18 protein-coding genes and 2 pseudogenes are annotated in these 17389 nt (G+C 59.6%); 1 reads left to right on the top strand and 19 read right to left on the bottom strand.

What is annotated here, in order from left to right; genetic code table 11:
* Positions 1-139: 139 nt before the first annotated feature.
* From XH89_RS39265 to nifB, 11 genes and pseudogenes are all read right to left on the bottom strand, one after another.
* Positions 140-373, bottom strand: a complete 234-nt coding sequence (locus tag XH89_RS39265) for a hypothetical protein (protein WP_128929936.1) — start codon at positions 371-373, stop codon at positions 140-142.
* 200 nt (positions 374-573) lie between these two features.
* On the bottom strand, positions 574-870 hold the full coding sequence (locus XH89_RS39270) for a ferredoxin family protein (RefSeq protein WP_128929935.1): 297 nt from the start codon (positions 868-870) through the stop codon (positions 574-576).
* 31 nt (positions 871-901) lie between these two features.
* Positions 902-2209 (bottom strand): FAD-dependent oxidoreductase, encoded by a 1308-nt coding sequence (locus XH89_RS39275; RefSeq protein WP_128929934.1) that lies wholly within the window; start codon positions 2207-2209, stop codon positions 902-904.
* A gap of 16 nt (positions 2210-2225) precedes the next feature.
* A complete protein-coding gene (locus tag XH89_RS39280; protein ID WP_128929933.1) occupies positions 2226-3332 on the bottom strand; it encodes an electron transfer flavoprotein subunit alpha/FixB family protein in 1107 nt (368 codons plus the stop codon).
* Between the two features lie 18 nt (positions 3333-3350).
* Entirely contained in the window at positions 3351-4193 is an 843-nt protein-coding gene (locus tag XH89_RS39285) for an electron transfer flavoprotein subunit beta/FixA family protein (protein ID WP_128955188.1), read from the bottom strand.
* Positions 4194-4373: 180 nt separating this feature from the next.
* Positions 4374-4685 (bottom strand): annotated as a pseudogene (gene nifW / locus XH89_RS39290) (nitrogenase stabilizing/protective protein NifW); the annotation flags it as partial.
* Positions 4686-5170: 485 nt separating this feature from the next.
* Positions 5171-5821, bottom strand: a complete 651-nt coding sequence (locus XH89_RS39295; RefSeq protein ID WP_128929931.1) for a nitrogen fixation protein NifQ — start codon at positions 5819-5821, stop codon at positions 5171-5173.
* 95 nt (positions 5822-5916) lie between these two features.
* Positions 5917-6801 carry a nitrogenase iron protein gene (gene nifH / locus XH89_RS39300; protein WP_128929930.1) on the bottom strand — a complete coding sequence of 295 codons (885 nt, stop codon included), beginning with the start codon at positions 6799-6801 and terminating at the stop codon, positions 5917-5919.
* A gap of 1404 nt (positions 6802-8205) precedes the next feature.
* Positions 8206-8520: a nitrogen fixation protein NifZ gene (locus XH89_RS39305; protein ID WP_128929929.1), complete on the bottom strand. Its 315-nt coding sequence runs from the start codon at positions 8518-8520 to the stop codon at positions 8206-8208.
* A 943-nt stretch (positions 8521-9463) separates the two neighbouring features.
* Positions 9464-9703: a 4Fe-4S binding protein gene (locus XH89_RS39310; protein ID WP_128929928.1), complete on the bottom strand. Its 240-nt coding sequence runs from the start codon at positions 9701-9703 to the stop codon at positions 9464-9466.
* A gap of 10 nt (positions 9704-9713) precedes the next feature.
* Positions 9714-11270, bottom strand: coding sequence for a nitrogenase cofactor biosynthesis protein NifB (gene nifB, locus XH89_RS39315; protein WP_128929927.1), 1557 nt, complete (start codon positions 11268-11270; stop codon positions 9714-9716).
* Positions 11271-11824: 554 nt separating this feature from the next.
* Here nifB and XH89_RS39320 point away from each other — a divergent pair.
* Positions 11825-12669, top strand: a pseudogene (locus tag XH89_RS39320) (transposase).
* Here the strand turns inward: XH89_RS39320 and XH89_RS39325 are convergent.
* The 8 genes from XH89_RS39325 to nifN form a co-directional block, all read right to left on the bottom strand.
* The gene (locus XH89_RS39325; RefSeq protein ID WP_164934261.1) at positions 12643-12840 is read right to left on the bottom strand and encodes a hypothetical protein; all 198 of its coding nucleotides are present in this window, start codon (positions 12838-12840) and stop codon (positions 12643-12645) included. The pseudogene XH89_RS39320 and the gene XH89_RS39325 overlap by 27 nt on opposite strands.
* A 515-nt stretch (positions 12841-13355) precedes the next feature.
* On the bottom strand, positions 13356-13571 hold the full coding sequence (gene nifT / locus XH89_RS39330) for a putative nitrogen fixation protein NifT (RefSeq protein ID WP_128929926.1): 216 nt from the start codon (positions 13569-13571) through the stop codon (positions 13356-13358).
* A 113-nt stretch (positions 13572-13684) separates the two neighbouring features.
* Positions 13685-13987 carry an iron-sulfur cluster assembly accessory protein gene (locus tag XH89_RS39335; protein WP_128929925.1) on the bottom strand — a complete coding sequence of 101 codons (303 nt, stop codon included), beginning with the start codon at positions 13985-13987 and terminating at the stop codon, positions 13685-13687.
* A gap of 846 nt (positions 13988-14833) precedes the next feature.
* Positions 14834-15166: a ferredoxin III, nif-specific gene (fdxB, locus tag XH89_RS39340; protein WP_128929924.1), complete on the bottom strand. Its 333-nt coding sequence runs from the start codon at positions 15164-15166 to the stop codon at positions 14834-14836.
* On the bottom strand, positions 15072-15272 hold the full coding sequence (locus XH89_RS39345; RefSeq protein ID WP_232995641.1) for a hypothetical protein: 201 nt from the start codon (positions 15270-15272) through the stop codon (positions 15072-15074). Before XH89_RS39345 ends, fdxB begins: the two co-directional genes overlap by 95 nt.
* Positions 15273-15316: 44 nt before the next feature.
* On the bottom strand, positions 15317-15466 hold the full coding sequence (locus XH89_RS39350) for a DUF269 domain-containing protein (protein ID WP_232995640.1): 150 nt from the start codon (positions 15464-15466) through the stop codon (positions 15317-15319).
* 100 nt (positions 15467-15566) lie between these two features.
* Positions 15567-15977, bottom strand: a complete 411-nt coding sequence (nifX, locus tag XH89_RS39355; protein WP_128929923.1) for a nitrogen fixation protein NifX — start codon at positions 15975-15977, stop codon at positions 15567-15569.
* Between the two features lie 20 nt (positions 15978-15997).
* Positions 15998-17380 (bottom strand): nitrogenase iron-molybdenum cofactor biosynthesis protein NifN, encoded by a 1383-nt coding sequence (gene nifN, locus XH89_RS39360; protein ID WP_128929922.1) that lies wholly within the window; start codon positions 17378-17380, stop codon positions 15998-16000.
* Positions 17381-17389: the final 9 nt, after the last annotated feature.

A 17389-nucleotide genomic window follows, 5' to 3' on the forward strand; every position in this document is an offset into this window, starting at 1 on the left:
GGAGTGGTCGTCAATGTAGACGGGCTGGGAGCGCCGGGTAATGCCGTCTCCGATCCCTCCAAAAACGCCACAGCGTTATGATGTCGATGTGAATGATCTCGCCTGGGCTTTCACGCTCATATCGGCCTTCCCCGCTCAGTCAGCTCCTCGCGATCCGGTTCAATTCTAAGCGACGAGGATGGCTGACGGCGGCCGTCGACACTTCGACCTGGTCGGCGATCTGCGTGCCGGTGTAGATGTCGGCGCAATGCGTCGAAGCCTGCACATGTGGCTGGCGGGACTTGGCGACGAAAGGGTCTGGAGGAGCGATTGCGCAACCAAGCAACACCTTCCGCGCGGAACCGCTTGACCTATTTTCAATCGTCTTCGGCAAGATGTTTCACAGGTCAGCCATCGGCTTGCGGCAGCCTACTCCTCCGCAGCATCGCCTATCGACCTTTGGGCATCAACGGCGCATTCTTGTGGGTGTTCATCCGGTCTCTCCCAGAACACTGCAGCTTCGGAAACTCAGCTTTCTCGGTTCAGAACGGATGGGCACTTCCTGAAAGATCACAGCTACGTTGAGCCGAATTATTAGCCAAACTTGAACAGTACGCCGTAACCACCTCGCGGATAGCTCCACTCGATGTCACCTCTCTCCTCGCAGATCACGCGGCAAGTGCCGCACTCGATGCAGCCGTCCACGGCGACTTCTATCTGGTGCTTGTCGTTAGCTACATAGCAGTGAGCCGGGCAGGTTGTCAGCATGCTCACGAGCTCCGAGGATGGCATCGTGTGTGGCCGCACCTTGATGTGAGGGTGCCCAGGATCAAGCAGGTAGCGGTTGTAGAATAGCCTGTCCTCGACGCGCGCGGATCGGTCGGTCGACATGGTTAGCCCTCATGGGGGTGTGAGAGAAGCGTTACCGCCAAGCGCGCGCGAGGCGAACGGCATCACCGAGCAGGCCGCTCCACGAACGGCTCTTGACGAAGGAGTTTAGTGATTGCTTTTCCTTTTCGGCCTTTGGTGTCCCGTCGACCCGCAAGAAATTCTGCATCGATTCCGAGACGAGCTCCGGATATGTCAGAAAAAAGTTCCGGGAGTAGGTGTGCATCAGCGCGGGCATGTCTTTGTACTTCCTTAGGTCCCTAATGACAAACGAATGGTCCAACATCGTCTTGTAAATTGACAGATTCGTCGCTGTCATTGGGGCGCCGCGCGACTTGACTTGGATGATCGCTTCGGCCGCGAGTCGCCCCGATGTCATTGCGAGGTTTGAGCCCTCGCGATGCATAGCGTTGTTGAGTTGAGCGGCGTCGCCTACGACGACCCAGCCCTCGCCATATAGCTGCGGAATGGCCTTGAAGCCACCCTCGGGAATGAGGTGAGCGGCATATTCCTTGACTTCCGATCCCTCGATCAGCGGAGCGACCGAAGGATGCCGCTTGAAGCGATCGAGCAGACCATACGGTGTTTCCCCGGTGCTTGTGAAGTGCGCGACCAGGCATCCGATGCCAAGGGAGATGCATTCCTTATTGGTGTAGATGAAGCCCATGCCTGTCATGCCGCGGGAGATGGTGCCCGCAGCCTCAATGACGAGCCCTTCATCGCCCTTAAGATTGAAGCGGGCCTCGATAACTTCGCGCGGTAGGAAGTGCATCTCCTTCACGGCGAGTGCGACCGTGTCCGGCGTAGGCCGCTTGCGTACGCCGGCCCGCGTGCCAAGAAGGCCGTTGACGCCTTCCGCGAGGACCACCGCGCCAGCATGGATCTCGCCATCGGCGCGGTCAGTCCGCACACCCACCACCTTGCCGTTAGCATCTTGCATTAGTTCGGTTGCCGTTGTCTCGCATAGCACCGTGGCGCCAGCTTCGCGAACTTTCTGCGAGAACCACCTATCGAACTGAGCGCGGATGATAGTATAGCGGTTCGGCCTTTCTTCGTTGAAGTCGTCGGAGCGGTAGTGCAGGCCGGTGTGAGAGCGGTCATCCATCATCCAGAAGCGCTGTTCGACCAGATGCCGCTCAAGCGGCGCGTCTTGTCGAAAGTTAGCGACAAGCGCCTCCAGCATATCGGCATAGAGGATCGCACCCTGCACGTTCTTCGACCCGGGATATTCGCCACGCTCGAGCTGAAGAACCTTCAGGCCGTGCTTGGCAAGCGTGAGCGCCGCTGCATTGCCGGCCATACCTGCCCCGACGACGATGATGTCAAATGTTTCCGCGGTCACGAGGTCTCTCCTTGTCCTATCCTGCGATCCGGTCGCGCGAATGCGGCGACAGCCGGGCGCGAAACGCCTCGGTCAGGATTGGCAGCAACCGGATCGCGTCCTCGACAATGCCTAAATGCGAGAACTCGAAGATAGGCGCGTTCCTTTCGGTGTTGATGGCGACGATAAGGTCGGCGCCGTCGACACCGACGCGGTGCTGAATGGCTCCGGAGATTCCGGCGGCGATGTAGAGCTTTGGCCTGATGGTTTTGCCGGTTTGGCCAATTTGCCGGTCGGATGTGACCCAACCCTTTTGCACCAGGGGGCGCGAGCAGCCAAACTCGGCACCTAGCACGTCGGCGAGCCGGCGCACGAGCCGGAAGTTTTCAGACGAACCAAGGCCGAGGCCTCCGGCAACGACAACATCGGCATAAGCGAGATTGGATCGTGCGGAATCGCGATCCGGTAGGAACGACAGCACCTTCGTTACGATATCGTCCTCGACAAGTCCAAGCGGGAGGGTGATGATGCGGCCGATCGGGCGCGCGCAGCGTTCTGGCACAGGCATCACGCGCGGCCGGACTGTAGCCATCTGCGGACGGTAGTTCAGCGTATAGATCGTGCATAGCAGCGAGCCGCCAAAGGTCGGACGCGTCGCGGCGAGGGAACCGTCGGCATCGACGTCGAGCTCTGTGCAATCGGCAGTCAGACCAGTGCGCAATGTCGTTGCGACTGAACCTGCTAGGTCGCGGCCTAGAGTGGTCGCGCCTAGGAGCAAGATCTCGGGCTTGTAGCTATTGACGAGCTTGGTGAGCGCCTTGATATAGGATTCGTTGCGATAGTCCTTGAGCAGATCATCGGCGACCATATAGACAAGGTCGGCTCCGTAGCAGAACGACTCGGTAGCGGCGGCCTGCGATGCCTCGCCCTCTTGCCCGATCACCACTGCGGCGAGATCAACTTTGAGCTTGTCAGCAAGCTTGCGGCCAACGCCCATTAGCTCCCAGGATACAGAGTGGACCTGGCCGCGTTCTTGCTCGATGAAGACCCACACATGTTTGTAGGTCTTGAAGCGGTCAGACAGCTGCTTCTTAGCCGCGGCGCGACTCGAAGGGGAAGCGCCGATTTCAGATGCGGTATTCATGTTGCGCCTTTCTTTAGCTCAATAGCCGCGCGCCAGTGCCGCGAGCTCGATCTCGAGGGCCGGCCGGCACCTGAAAATAGCGTTGATCAATGCCTCCGCGGGCTGCTCGTCAGGCTCTATCATCGTGGCCTTCTCGTTGCGGGCGGCTGGTGCGAAAACGCGCTTGACGACGGTGGGCGAGCCCCGCAAGCCGCATTGTGAAATGTCATCAACCCCCGCCTGTTGCGCGCTCCATTTCAGGATCGTCGCGCGGGCAGCGCGCAGCGCATCAGCCATCGCACCGCGGCGGATCTGGTTCGTCGCTTCGAGCATCGTGACCAGGCAGGGGAGCCGTGTCCGAAGCAACTGGACGCCACCCTCAGAGCGTCGCTCGACGTCGATGGTGCGGGCATGCAAGTCCAGTGCGCTGATCTTGCCAACATAGGTGAGCTGAAACAGGCCAAGCCGTTTTGCGATGCCAGGGCCGACCTGTGCGGTGTCTCCATCGATGGTCTGCTTTCCTGTGAAGACAATGTCAGGGGCGCCGAACTCGCTCGAGATCCTACGGATCGCTGTCGCCAAAGCGTAGGTTGTGGCTAGGGTGTCCGCGCCCGCGAAAAAGCGATCGGTCAGGAGCACCGCACGATCCGCGCCGAAGGTGAGCGCCTTGCGAAGACTGTCCTCGGCAGAAGGGGGGCCCATAGTCAACACCGTGACTTCGCCGCCGAACTGATCGCGTAGCTCAAGGGCAGCTTCCAATGCAAAGAGATCGTACGGGTTGATGATGGTCGGCACGCCCTGACGCATGATGGTATTTGTCACGGGATGCACGCGGATCTGTCCGGAGTCTGGAACCTGCTTGATGCAAACGAGCAAGTGCATGATCTTCTCCAAGACTAATCTCCCCAAAACAGTTCAGAGTGGAATGGCAATCACACCAACGAGAACGAGAACGTTTCAGTCGGCGGAGGTTTCGGGTGTAACCGCTAGGCGCCCGGAGGGCAGTACGCCGCTGCGACTAGGCGTAGCCAGTCCGACAGAGGGCAGTTCAATTTCGTTACCAATCTGCACTAGTACGGGTACAGGCTTGGTGTCGGGCGCGGCGTCCTTTAAGACCTTGAACACGCGCTGTTCAATCGGCGGTGACGTGACGAAATCTGAATATGCGCGCTCAAGCACGAGTTTGCACCGTTTAGCAACGCTGTCGTCCGCCAGATCGCTAAGGCTCTCCTTAGCAAGATATTCGCCCATGCGCCTGAGAATGTGCAGCCGCGCAACGTTGACCACTTTAGGATCGTAGTCGACGCCTAACAGAGCGAAGAACTCTTCGGCAGAAGCGGCTTTGCTGAGGCGCGCGATAATTCCATCAGACATTCAAGTTCCTTCATACTCTGCGGTCTCTACCGGCCGGGTCTGCTTCGCGGGTGCGCTGATATGCCGAGCGAGCGTTGCGCCTCAACGTCCGGCCCGGTGCGATCTAATTGGTGGCGATCTGCACGCCGCGAGTCCGCATCGGCGCGCTCACTCCGGGCGTCGGCAACAGTGGCCGATGCTGGTAGTCCGGAGCCGACCGTCGTCGGACGAGTTGGCTGGCACGACGGACCGGTGTTCGCGCAAGGCCGTCACTTCCCCATGAAGCTGTGGCGTTGTTGATGCTTGCGGAAATTAGCGCTGATGCGATCGGCACCGTCTTGCTTTCTGGAGGTTGGCGCTTGGTGTGCCATCGGTCGAGATGATGTTGTTGGTCGACGAGAGATCGGGACTGATCAAGGTCTGATGGTGTCGGGCGGGGTGCCGTCATCTGGGTCTTTCCATATTCATTCCAATCATCGAAGTGAGCAATGCACGTGCCACCTCAGCTACAGCTTGCGTTCGACCAGGCGGCTCTCACCGCTCTCTTCGCCAAAGCAACGACCAAAATCGGCGCATTGGGTGCAGACTGGCGCCCTGCACATACCTAAACTATCGCGTTCGCAGAGCACGCGATAGAAGAAGCGCTTCCAACGCATATTCCCGGTGTTCCGGCGGGCCAGTGGCGCGAAATGGCGCGTCAGGAGACGGGACAGCTCCGTACGCCCGCGCAGCCCGAGATCCTGCCAGAGGTGGTGAGGCTCCATTGCACGTCGCGCTACCATTGCCGCGAGCCAATGGCCGACGTCGCCGGCAGTCGAACGCTGCGCGAGCAGGAGCTCGCGCAGGACAGCGGTTTCGTCATGGACGTCGGAGGATGAGTTTGGTATCCATGTGAAGGCGCGGGCCGCGGCCGCCGGGAAAAAGCCGGCGAGCAGTTTTCTCAGGGCATGCTCTGGAATTCCAACGCGTTCTACGATCGAGCCGCCATCCAACGCGGCAGCGACCAGGATTGAGGCCAGTGCATGACGATCGAAATCATCGTCGGCGCTGATTTCGGCTTCCGCTGGGTTGCTGCCCGTGAGCAGTCGATAGAGCGCGATTCCGACCTGTTGCACAACGGCGCTCGGCTCAGCCGATCGAGAGTTCGACACTTCCATGTTACTCGCTTGCACCTCAGCCAAGAAATGCCCCGCCGCTATTGGAAAGACCGCTGGATAGCCGGCCCCATGAGACGAGGAGACCGGCAGGATCCTTATGGCGTCGCGGGCTGGGCCGCGGTTTTGCCGATCTGGCTCTCGTCTACCGCCTTCATGATCCCGTGTTCCATCAGCATATCCTCCAGCTCGTCCATGCTGATCGGGGTCGGAACAACGCCCTTCCCGCCGTTGTTGTGTATCTTGGATGCAAGGTTGCGATAATGATCCGCCTGCTTGGAGTCCGGCGCATACTCCAGCACCGTCATGCGGCGCAGCTCAGCATGCTGCACGATGTTGTCTCGCGGCACGAAGTAGATGAGCTGAGTTCCCAGCTTCTTCGCCAGCGCGTCCGCTAGCTCCAGCTCCTTGTCGGTCTGACGCTCGTTGCAGACAAGCCCCCCAAGACGGACGCCGCCTGAATGGGCGTATTTCAGAATGCCTTTGGAGATGTTATTGGCGGCGTACATGGCCATCATCTCGCCGGACATCACAATGTAGATTTCCTGCGCCTTGTTCTCGCGGATCGGCATTGCGAAGCCGCCGCAGACGACGTCGCCGAGCACGTCGTAGGATACGTAGTCGATGTCCTCATAGGCACCGTTGTGTTCTAGAAAATTGATGGAGGTGATGACCCCCCGCCCAGCACAACCGACGCCAGGCTCTGGACCACCGGACTCCACGCAGCGGATGTCCTTATATCCGATTTTCATGACGTCCTCGATCTCAAGGTCTTCGACGCTGCCGACACTGGCGGCGAGGCTGAGAATGGTGTCTTGCGCCTTAGCGTGCAGGATCAAGCGCGTAGAGTCCGCCTTAGGATCGCATCCCACGATAAGGATTCTGTGGCCCATCTCAGCAAGCGCTGCGAGCGTGTTCTGGGACGTAGTCGACTTTCCGATACCACCTTTGCCGTAAAATGCGATTTGCCTCAGTGACGACATGTTCATCTCCATTAAGCGGGTGCCAAAAGCACCGCGCAGTCTCGCGTCGCATTGAGCCACCGTCAGAAGCGGCGACCCGAGGATTCGGTAGGGAGAGTTTGGAGCCGCCAGCCGAGCTCTCAGCTCCCACCGTGTTGCTGTATGCGAAGTGCAACTGGTGTGCCGTTGGCTCCGCGCGGACTAAGGCGCTGAGTACGCTCGCAAAGTGGTTCGCCCGGAGCCGAAGTTGGAAGGGATGTCGCCTCTACGAAAGTCAGGCCAGTGTGAGGATCCAGACAAAGGAGCGCCGCCATGGTAAGATCACAGCGTATCTGCGCCGCCATAGGCGGGGGAAAGGTTGCTTCAGGTTGGGCGCTAGCGTTTAGACGCGTCGGTGCAGATCGGTATTGCGACAGTTAAGGAGCCATTGTCCAATGTCTGTGACGGACGAAAGTGGATCAGCTATGCCGCCCAGAGCCTGTCGCATGCGGGAATCGAGAGCGACAGCCTCGCCTCGGGCGGAGGCCGACTCTCCCGAAAGGGGCGTGGGCTGGCTGAACCCTGCTCGGCTGCTGTTCGGCGCCTTCTTGATGGAGCGCAGCGTTAAACCGATCGCCTAAGGCAGGAAGCGCGCTCCCGGCGCGAACATCTCGCTGTCGTCGACAAGTGCGACGAAGCCACGGATAAGCGATGAATACTGGCGCTAACGGCTGTTGCAATCATGCAGGTGCTTGAAGACGTTCGGGCAACCTGAACTGCAGGCGCCTCGCCAAAGCGCGATAAGAAGGAGCTTCTGGCGCGAGCAATGGACCGCACAGCGATGGTGCGGCTTCCTTAGGAAGACGCCTGTCACGTTATGGCTGGACTGGCCGCGGCAGGGAAACCCGAGAGCCGAGATAGAGCGAGCCGGGTCGGATGCGGCGGCGCCTAGTTACGCCAATGCTCTGGGATATTCTGGTCTTACCCCTGGCTGACGAGCGCTGAAGCGAGCGTCGATCGCGAGGCCTCAGGCCGGCCATTGGCCAGCGAAGAGCCGGAAGTGTGCACCGGCCGCCGTTGTCCTGCCGTGCAGAAGCACCGCCGTGTGTGCGATCTTCCATAAAAGCACGTTCTCACTGGAATAATCGTACGTAGATGCGTCGCTCGTGTGCCCTCTCATGTTTCGATGTGCATCCGGTGATGCCTTCGTGCCGCAAGCGCATGCGTACCGCCCGCTTTCTCGCCTGGGAGGCGACCGACCGCCACCCGCGGAATCAACGATTTGGATCGACAGGTCTGCATAGTGTCGGTCAGCAACATAATGCGCCTAGTTGGTCGGCGCGCGCCTAGACATCGTCGGTCGATTCTTGGAAAAGACGCGGTCGTGGTGCCGATCGACTGCCCCTTACGTGCCGGCGACTAACAATTGTCAATCCAGCGCGACTATCAGCACTCGTCCGGTAACTGGACGTGCCTGATGCCGTCGCGCGGCGCAACGCGATCAAGCTCCTTGCGCTTCATCCCGACGCGGCGACCGCTTTCGATGAAATCGACGCCATAAATGTAGAATCGCTGGAGGAAGGTGCCAATCGAGACGACATAGCCGATCTCGCCCTTCACAGCGAGAACCTCGCCGATCTCCTTGCCAGCATACGTCCCATCATTTCGAATGGTGCGCGTTGCCCGCACTTTCTCTCCATAGCTGAAAAACGGCTGGGCCGTTAGCTCGATAAAGTCGTCGTCGTTCACGTGGTCGCTCATACTCGCATTTCCTCGCTCCAGCGGAGGGGTGGCCGGCGGCCGCGCGCGTTTTGCACGAGGCTATCATGGCTTTCGCCCCGCACCATGAGCTCGCCAGCCACGGCACGAGCCGTAACGCTGAAATGGATGTCGGATGGCGGGCCGTCAAGTGCACTGCAGCGTGGCGTTAGGTAAGCATGCCGGGTAGCCATGCGTAAAATGCCTTGGGCCACGACCGGGTGGACATTGGCCTCGTCTTGATTATCCCTCCAGGGAGCTCCGGTGTTAGCCGGTACATGCTAGCATCTGAGTTTTCGCCGGCCTCGCCGGCAACGATCGGCTGCAGGCTGCCATTCTCGATCGGCTTTCGAACTCGCATCTTCGTCGCGCGATGCGGAGCGTTTCGCGACGGCACACCAAATTGCTCGGCCAGGCGTTGAGGGGATGCCCGCGGATCTGTTGACGAGATCGCCCAGCAGAGGTGACGCAAGACCAGAATGAGAGCCCTACTGCGATTGCGCAGCGACGATACGCGAATATGGCGGGTGGGCCTCGTCGAGGCGCTGGGCGAGGAAAAGGCGGTGCGGTGCTAGCAATGGTACACCTAAGCGCGACTGATCTGGTAGGCGCCCGCGCCATGGACCGCCAATTCAGACAACGATTGCGTCGACCTGGCGTTCCGGTCGAGAGCCTCGACGCCGCCATAACTCATCATAGTGTCTGTCCTCTCGAACACGTTCAGCAAAACCTTGGCGTCGATTGTATCGCTGGGGTCGAGCTCCAGTAGCTCCTGGATCTCGAGCCGCCGCTCGGCGACCCGGCCCGCCGGTCGGGGCTCAGCGGTTACGCTCGGGCGGCTGCCAGGCTGGGAGCAGTCGCCCGAGCAGAAAGCTGCCTCCAATGCCGCGGTCGCTGCGGGGCATTCTTGACGTCGATTGGCGCGTTGTCGGTATGACCATGAAGGTCATGCTGTTTCCCCTCTAGCAGGCGCTTGGTAGCGCGGTAGCGAGGTATCGATGACGCAGGTTCTGTCCACAGGACAAACGGCCACACATTGCGGCTCGTCGAAGTGCCCGATGCACTCAGTGCACTTCTTTGAATCGATTACGAAAGAGCCATCCCTCTCAAAGATTGCTGCATTCGGACATTCCAGCTCGCAGGCGGAGCAGCCCGTACATTGCGAAGAAACGATCTTGAATGGCATTGATGTCTCCTCAAGCTGCAGAAATAACCGTGGCGTTGCGACTGCCGGCCTGAATGCGCTGCACGTGTGCAATCTCGCCGCTGTTGACTTTCTTCAGATAGGCTGTGAACCACACGATCGCCGACTTGACGATGAAGTCATGGGCGAATTGATCGACTGGCGTGATGCCTGCCTTGATCAGGGCCTCCCTCGGGCAGGCGCCGATCTTAGCCACGAACACTGCGTGGCAATCATTGATTGCGCTGATAATCGAAGCCAAGCTGCCCTCCTCGCCGTAGCCGCCCTGGCAATAGACATCGACGCGGCGGTGGCCTACGAATTTCGCCCCTGCCTTCGAGAGCTCGTAAACCTGGAACTCCGCAGCGTGGCCAAAGTGCTCATTGATCAGACCAGAGCCCTTAGTCGCGACCGCAGCCAGCACCTTGATGTCGCTTGACACATCCGCCAGTCCGACAAGCGCGTCATGCCCTGCCACAATCATAGCGGCGCGCTCCTTCTCGACCTTGGCTCGGTAAGCCTTACGGGTGTCCATATCGTAGTTCAGCTCCATTGACATGATCCTCTCGATGGTGAACTCGGCGGTGCGGCTCTCGCCAAGCAGACCGACAGCGTCAGCGCGGCACTGACGGCAGTGCCGCATCATAATCATCTCGCCTTCGCAGGAGTCTTGAACGGCTTTCAACTCCTGAGGGCTCGGGCCACGCTGACCGCTGGCGCCGAAAGCAGTGCCGTGCTCCGGTGAGGAGATAAGCGGCATGATGTTGTGCAAAAAACCGCCGCGCGATTTCACTACCTTGTTGACCTCCGCAAGGTGATGGTCGTTAATCCCCGGTATCATTACAGAGTTGACTTTGGTGAGGACACCGCGCTCGGTGAGCATCTGAAGCCCCTGAAGCTGGCGTTCAGTCAAAATCTTAGCCGCTTCATGGCCGGTGTAACGCTTGTGCTTATAGAAGATCCAAGGATAGATCCGAGTGCCGATCTCAGGATCGACCGTGTTGATGGTGATCGTGACATGGTCGACGTTGAAATTGGAAATGGCGTCGATGTAATCCGGCAGCATAAGCCCATTTGTGGACAGGCACAGCTTTATGTCGGGGGCCGCGGTCTTGACTAGCTCGAAGGTTTTGAACGTCCTTTTGGGGTTCGCCAGCGGATCGCCCGGGCCAGCAATGCCGAGCACCGTCATCTGCGGGACGGCCGAGGCGACCGCCAGTACTTTCTTGACAGCTTGTTCGGGCGACAGCCTCTCGCTGACCACGCCAGGGCGCGACTCGTTTGCGCAGTCGTATTTGCGATTACAGTAGTTACACTGAATATTGCAAGCGGGTGCCACCGCGACATGCATGCGCGCGTAGTGATGATGCGCCTCCTCGCTATAGCATGGATGGGTCTTCACTTTGTCCCAGAGTCCGGACGGCAGATCTCCCTGCCCTTTTTGCGATCCGCACTTTCCTTGACCGCAACAACCTGAGGTGCTGCAGCTCTTGCGCCCGACCTGCTTGGTATCGCCGAGAGCGGTGAGGATATCGCTCCTGCTAGCGCCGTGTTGAGCTGAAGCGTACATTTGGTCATTCTCCCTGGAGACCGAATAGATTGGAAGCTCGGATCTTGCCAAGCGTCTGATGCGTCGTTCTAGAACGGCCTTCAGCAACCTCTATGCCAGCGTTGGGTCCATGCGCTGGTTTGCGCCTGCAAGATTGGTCGTTACAGAAGTCGAGTATGTCGGGTAGCCGACGCACGTTGGAAAATGGACGAATTTGGCGTTACCAGAGAGCGCTTTTACGAAAATGGTCTGCGCATCCCCGGTTCGACCGATCGTATCTGGCTATCATGAGCCAGAGCGTCAGCCCGAACCTGGCCGCGCGCGCAAATTAAAATGAATCGAATTGAAGCCCAGGGCGCAAAGAGGAGTTCGCTCTAAAGACAGCGTTTGGTCGCGCGCCGAAGGGGGACGCCCGCCAAGCGTAGGGGCGTCCGTCGCGTTCTAGCAGGCCGTTGAAAAAAAGTCGCTCGCCGCTGATGGTGGTACCGTGATCCATTGGCGGCTCCGACAAACTTCGGAGATGGTGCCTGGGTCGCGGCGATAATCGAATGGGCGAGCTGTATAGCTAGCTTGATCTGGAGACGCGGGTGCGGCGTGATCATCCGCCGCGATTCTAACGATTGTGAACGAGGCGCTGTCGGCGTTGGAGCGGGACTGCGCTGCGCTCTATTCGACGATTGGACGGGCTGCGATCTCGCAGAGTGAAGCTGCTGCGGGCGACGCTGTTGCAGGCGTTTTATTTGATCCGCGCGGAACGGCTTGTGAAGAGCGGCTGGAATACCCGCCCGCTGTCCGCTGGTTTGTCGCAATCGGGGGTGACGACGTGGTCCGGGATGTTCGATGTTCTCGAAAAACGGCGGCCGGGTGCTCAATCGGCAGTCCGAAGGACGACTCTGGCGAGCCGCCGGCCCGACTTCCATAGCCAAAACACGCTGGAAGGACCTCCATGCGTCGACCACCAGTCCCGATGCTAGGCGCTACCGCGCTGCAGGAAGGGCAAAGGCAAGAGGACGCCACTGTGGACACGGGCTGATGCAGAACCGCCACGACCGGCTGGCCGACGCCTGCCTCATGCTGGCGGGCATGCCGAATGCATCGCAGCGCTGCACATGATGGAGCCGCGTGCTGAATGGCCGGCCCACGATGCGGAAGAGTTCGTCAATGAGCCGCGCTCGATGAACGTGACGCGCATGTTTCACAGAATACCAGCGGCCGTAGCTCTGAGTTTGGGTCGGTCACTAGCCGTAAGCCAGCGCATCTGCAAGCGGGTCGGGAGGCATTCGGCGGGATCAATACGGTTGCCGGGCAAGAGACAGGTTTCATGGTGGTGAGCGCGCCAAATGGGCCTCTATCTTCGTTGCCACCGCCTACAAGCTGGTGCGATTGCCGAATCTTATCGCGGGACCGGGCTGAAGGCTAAGGTGCACGGCTTCGGCTGGGGCTTGGCCGGTCGCTGACGAACATTGTCAAGATGGACAACCGGGACAGAGAGTTTCTCGATCTTGTCGAAGAGGCGCATCTCACCTTCGAGGACAAGCCCGACAACAAATGTGCCTTCGCTGCCCTGAAGGGCTTCCTTGATGGCTGCCAAGTCACCCGCCACGGATCGCCCCGCACCGAGTTGTCATGTGTCGGCGATGAGCCACTTCTAGATCCACATTGGCGACGACTTTGCGTTCGCTGTAGACGCGGCTGAGTTCTTCAACAGCCCGGTAGGTGCGCAGGAGTTGCCCGTTTTCTGCTGCAGGCGAAAAACGTGAAGACCGTAGCCGATGCAGCACGCCTTATGACTGTGGTCCATCCTTCTTTCGCGGCTTGCCATAAAAAAAACCGTACCAGCGATCATCGCCGAGATCGGTGCGGGCTACGCCAGGTGGGCGGGGTCAAATGGCAGCGCCCGGCGAAGAGGGCTTCCCGTTGCGCAATTTTACTAGCCTCTTCTGATTGGCGGCAACTTAAGCGGCGAAAACGAATGTGGCTTGGCGAAGGCGCTTGCAGGGGTGCCTTCTCACGGGGCATGGGCGGACTTGGTGAGGTCTTCTGATGTGCTTCAGCGCCGGGGTGGGGCCGGCGAATTCGTGTATGGGGCGAGCGCATTCATCACTCCTATCCCTCTCCGCCCCGCTTCCTGGCGCTGATCGTGATGGGCAACTGGGTGTCGGAGGCCATGTGCGGCAGGTCGAGCACCCAGCCATTGGCGATCTTGATCCACCCGCCCCACAGCGTCTCGTGCTCGGCTTCGACGATTGGCTCCTCGAGATCCTTCTTCGGCACGTAAATCGACAGACCGGTCTCCGTTGAGCGGCGGATCGTGACTTTCATGATCTGAACTTCTGGTTGCGGGAGCCGCTGCTCGTGCGCTCTTCGCACGGCGGATGCGATGCTCTCTGATTCCATAGGGACTCGGGCAGTGCGTGCATCACATCGCTACTTCGTTAGTCGTTGTGTGAGTTCACATTGGGGTTATCAAACGTGAAACCGGAGCCATCTAGACCCACGACGAAGTCCATGGTGGTGCCGTTGAGGTGCGTCAGGCTCTTGCGATCGACGAACAGCTTGACGCCGTGACGCTCGATAACAGTATCGTCCGGATTGGCTTCCACGGCGAGGGCCATCACGTACTTGAACCCGGCGCAGCCGCCGGTTTCGACTATGATGCGCAAACCGCTCGTTTGTTGCGGCGCCATCGAGATCGCTGCCTTCACCGCATTCACCGCGCTCTCCGTCAAATCAATCATCGCACGTCCCGCTGTTATGGATCGTTCAACAGATCGCAACTCTCGTGCCAGAGCACACAGAAGACGGAAATCACTGGCATTTCGCCGCCACCGCCCGTTGCTCCGCCTCGCGTGTCGGATCTGCGACAACCGGCCTCGGTGGCGCACGAGAAGCGGAATGGCACAGCTGTACCGGGCGTACCGCACACAGCAGTCCGGAATCCCATGTATGGAAACGTTCGTCGACGCCGGCGGACTAAGGCGGCCGAAAACCATCGCGCCTGTGACAGGTCGGCGGCGCTAACTCTGGCGCTGTCGGCGGACTCGTCCATAGATGTGTACTATCATCCCATCCCGCGTCGCCTTCTTGGAGGTCGATCGGACCAGACACGAACGGCTCTTTTTCGTTGTCTCAACGCTGCCGTGGCGTACCCCAAAGCTAGGGCGTCACGGTCAGGGCGTCGTAAGCGATGATCGGCGTGGTGACGAATAGTTCGCTGTCGGCGATGCGTTTGCCGAGCCTTAGGCATTAAGCACATCCGCGCTAACCTAAGCTCCATAGCACTAAGAACAACGTGCTCAGGAGCTGCCCACTGGTTGCGGCAAAACAACTTGCACCGGAGCATGGTGGTACAGGCGCACAACGCCGGCTAGCGGGTTCGGTCTGTTCAAGGACAAGCCCTCGAGGCTCAGAGCACGGTCGCACGAGAGAGCAGACCGTCGTCAGGTTCACCGGGCTCGGTGTGTTCACAGTTCCAAGTAGAAAAGTTACGCGGGGGAACGGGTGCGATCGGGTTCGTCGCAGTGATGTCCGGCGCCGAGCCGCCCACGGGCCGACAGATGGCTTGCGGAGGCCAAGAACGCTGCCTAAAACGGCGGCGGATCGACTTGCGGGTTCGTCCACTCCGGCCCGAGTTCAAGCGGCCGGGTGTGAGTCTGGCAGTTCGCAGGACAGATCCGCGAACAGGCGCCGCAGCCGATGCATGCACCGGCGTCTTGCATCACCATGGCCTTCCTCTCTAAGTCACCATCATCATCATCGAGGCCGATGACCTCGCCATCCTCGTTGATGCCCTTCAGCGTCATGACTTGCCGGCCGCAAACCTTATAGCAGCGGCCGCAGCCGATGCACTTCTGGGTATCGATTGATACCAGATAGTCCGGTATCCAGGCGCGTCCGTCGCGGGTTACGTAGGACATGATTGCGATCATTTTGCGCTGTTTTCTGTCTCTTCTGTTTGCGCTTGCGATCAAGCTTGGTGAAGGCATCATGAGCCTTCTGCGCGACGCTCAGGATCGAGGCCAAGTTCGGCGTAAGCGCCGTCGATAGATCGTGCAGGTCCGATTGGCCTACGCCGCTCGGCCGACAGACATATTAACCGTGGCTGCGAGCGTGCCGAAATCGTCGAAGTCTAAGCGGTTCACGTCGCGCGGTTGTTTGTTGATGACGATGAACCGGCCGCCGAGCAGGTCCATGCGCTCAAATTCTTCGAGGTGCATCTCTAAGTATCGTCAAGATCATGACGCCAGTCGCTTTCTCGATTGCGAGCGCGGCCGACTCGAGTCGCAGTGCGGGAGAAAGCGGGTTAAGCAGCGTCTGTCATGGAAGCGTCCTGCAGTCGTCAAAATGGAGGGGGGCTTTGCTCGTACCTCCGAGCGCCTTGCGCAACCAGGGTGGTGGGGAGCCCTTCAGCGCATCTTCGAGCTTGATGCAGAGGGTCTCGATCGCCTCGCGCTTGATCACCGTTAACGGATGGATTTTGTTGGCAACGACGCGTGCCGCGGCCGAGCCGCCGATCGCAGCGACATAAAGGATCGTGCAGTCCTTGATGGCGTCGATTTTCCGCGTCAGCTTATCCTTGCGGCCATCTTCCGTGAGATCGTCACCGAACTCGATGACCTGAAGGATGCGGTGAGCGTCCGGAGTGACGTCGTAGATAGCGATGTTCTTGGCCCAACCGAAATGCGCATCCACGCACTTCAGATCCTGGGTGGCAAAAGCGACTTTCAAGATCTATTCTCCTTATTGGGTTATTGCGGGTAGGACGGGACGGTCTTGAAGTCGCGGTCAACGCTTCGCCAAGTATCGGGCGTCGGCTGGTGCTTCGCCTCGCGATCGGCAATGACAAGATTGGCGAGGCCGAAGATGAGATCGCGCGTGCCGCGGTAGCCGACTGAGAGCTGGTGGCCGGCGCCAAGACGATCGAACATCGGGAAGCCAGCGCGAAAAAACGGGATGTTAAGGCGCGAGGCCGCCTGGCGGCCGTGCGAATGGGTGATGAGGAGATTGCAGCCGTGGGTCTTGGCAAGTTCCTCGAGATCTTCGAGATCTCCGATCAGGACCTCCTCCGTCCTGATACGCTGCAACACGGGGGAGGCTGTTGTGGTCACGGCGACTGCGATATTGGCACCCATGTCGTACAGCATGCTGGAGAGATCGAAGAGCAAGTCCGGCTCGGCGCCGATCGCCAGCTTACGGCCCCCGATGTAGAAATGCGCATCCAACATAGCATCCGCGAGTTGGCCGCGCTGCCGGCGGTACTTTAGCGGAACTGGCCGGTCACTGATCTTGCTCAGAAACGCGATGAACTCGTCGTTGGGAACGAGGCCGCAGAGGCGTTCGAACAAGCGAAATCGTACGCCTGTTTTCGCATACATGGCCTCCGCCGCACGTTGCATCTGCGCGCCGATCGCGATCGTCCATGCCGCCTGCCCCATTGTCGCAATCTCGTCGACCCCGATGCCGCCGATCGTGGTGGGCGTGAACTCATCGGGAATTTGACCGTCGAGCGAACCGGCCAGGTCCGGCAGGAAGGATGGTTTCAGTCCGAAATCCTCCAGGATCGTCCGCAGCTCATTGAGATCGCCTGGCGTGAGGTGGCAGCCCGGCAGAACATTGATGCGAGCGGGATCCCGCGCCCGACCCGTCTCGACGGGATGGACCAGGACTTCCACCATTCGTGCGACCGTCTTGTCCCAGCCGTCCTGGAACGCGCCCTTGAAATCCGGGGTCGAGACGTAAACCAGCGGAAGCCTTTCGAGCTGTGGGTGCTTTTGCTGAATCAGGTAAATGAATCGTTCGACGTCCTCTCCCTTTATCTCGGTCAGGCCGGTCGAATTGATCCCGATGATTTCCGGTTTCGCACCATTGTAGATGTTAAGTATCGCCTGTTCGACATTTTCCTGACCGCCGAACACGGCCTCGACTTCACTCATTGCGGTGGTCTGCATCGGCACTGCCTCCCTGAAGTGCCGCACGAACAGGGTCAGGCCGAACGAGGTGCAGCCCTGGGAGCCGTGTAGCAGCGGCATCGCGCCGCGAAGGCCCATAAAGGCGAAAGAGCCGCCGATCGGCTGGCTCATCTTGAGCGGATTGACCGTGCAGGATTTCTCGGAGGTGGAGACGATGGCCATTGGCAGACG

Origin of the sequence: Bradyrhizobium sp. CCBAU 53340 (genome assembly GCF_015291645.1) — a bacterium.
Classification (GTDB): Bacteria; Pseudomonadota; Alphaproteobacteria; order Rhizobiales; family Xanthobacteraceae; genus Bradyrhizobium.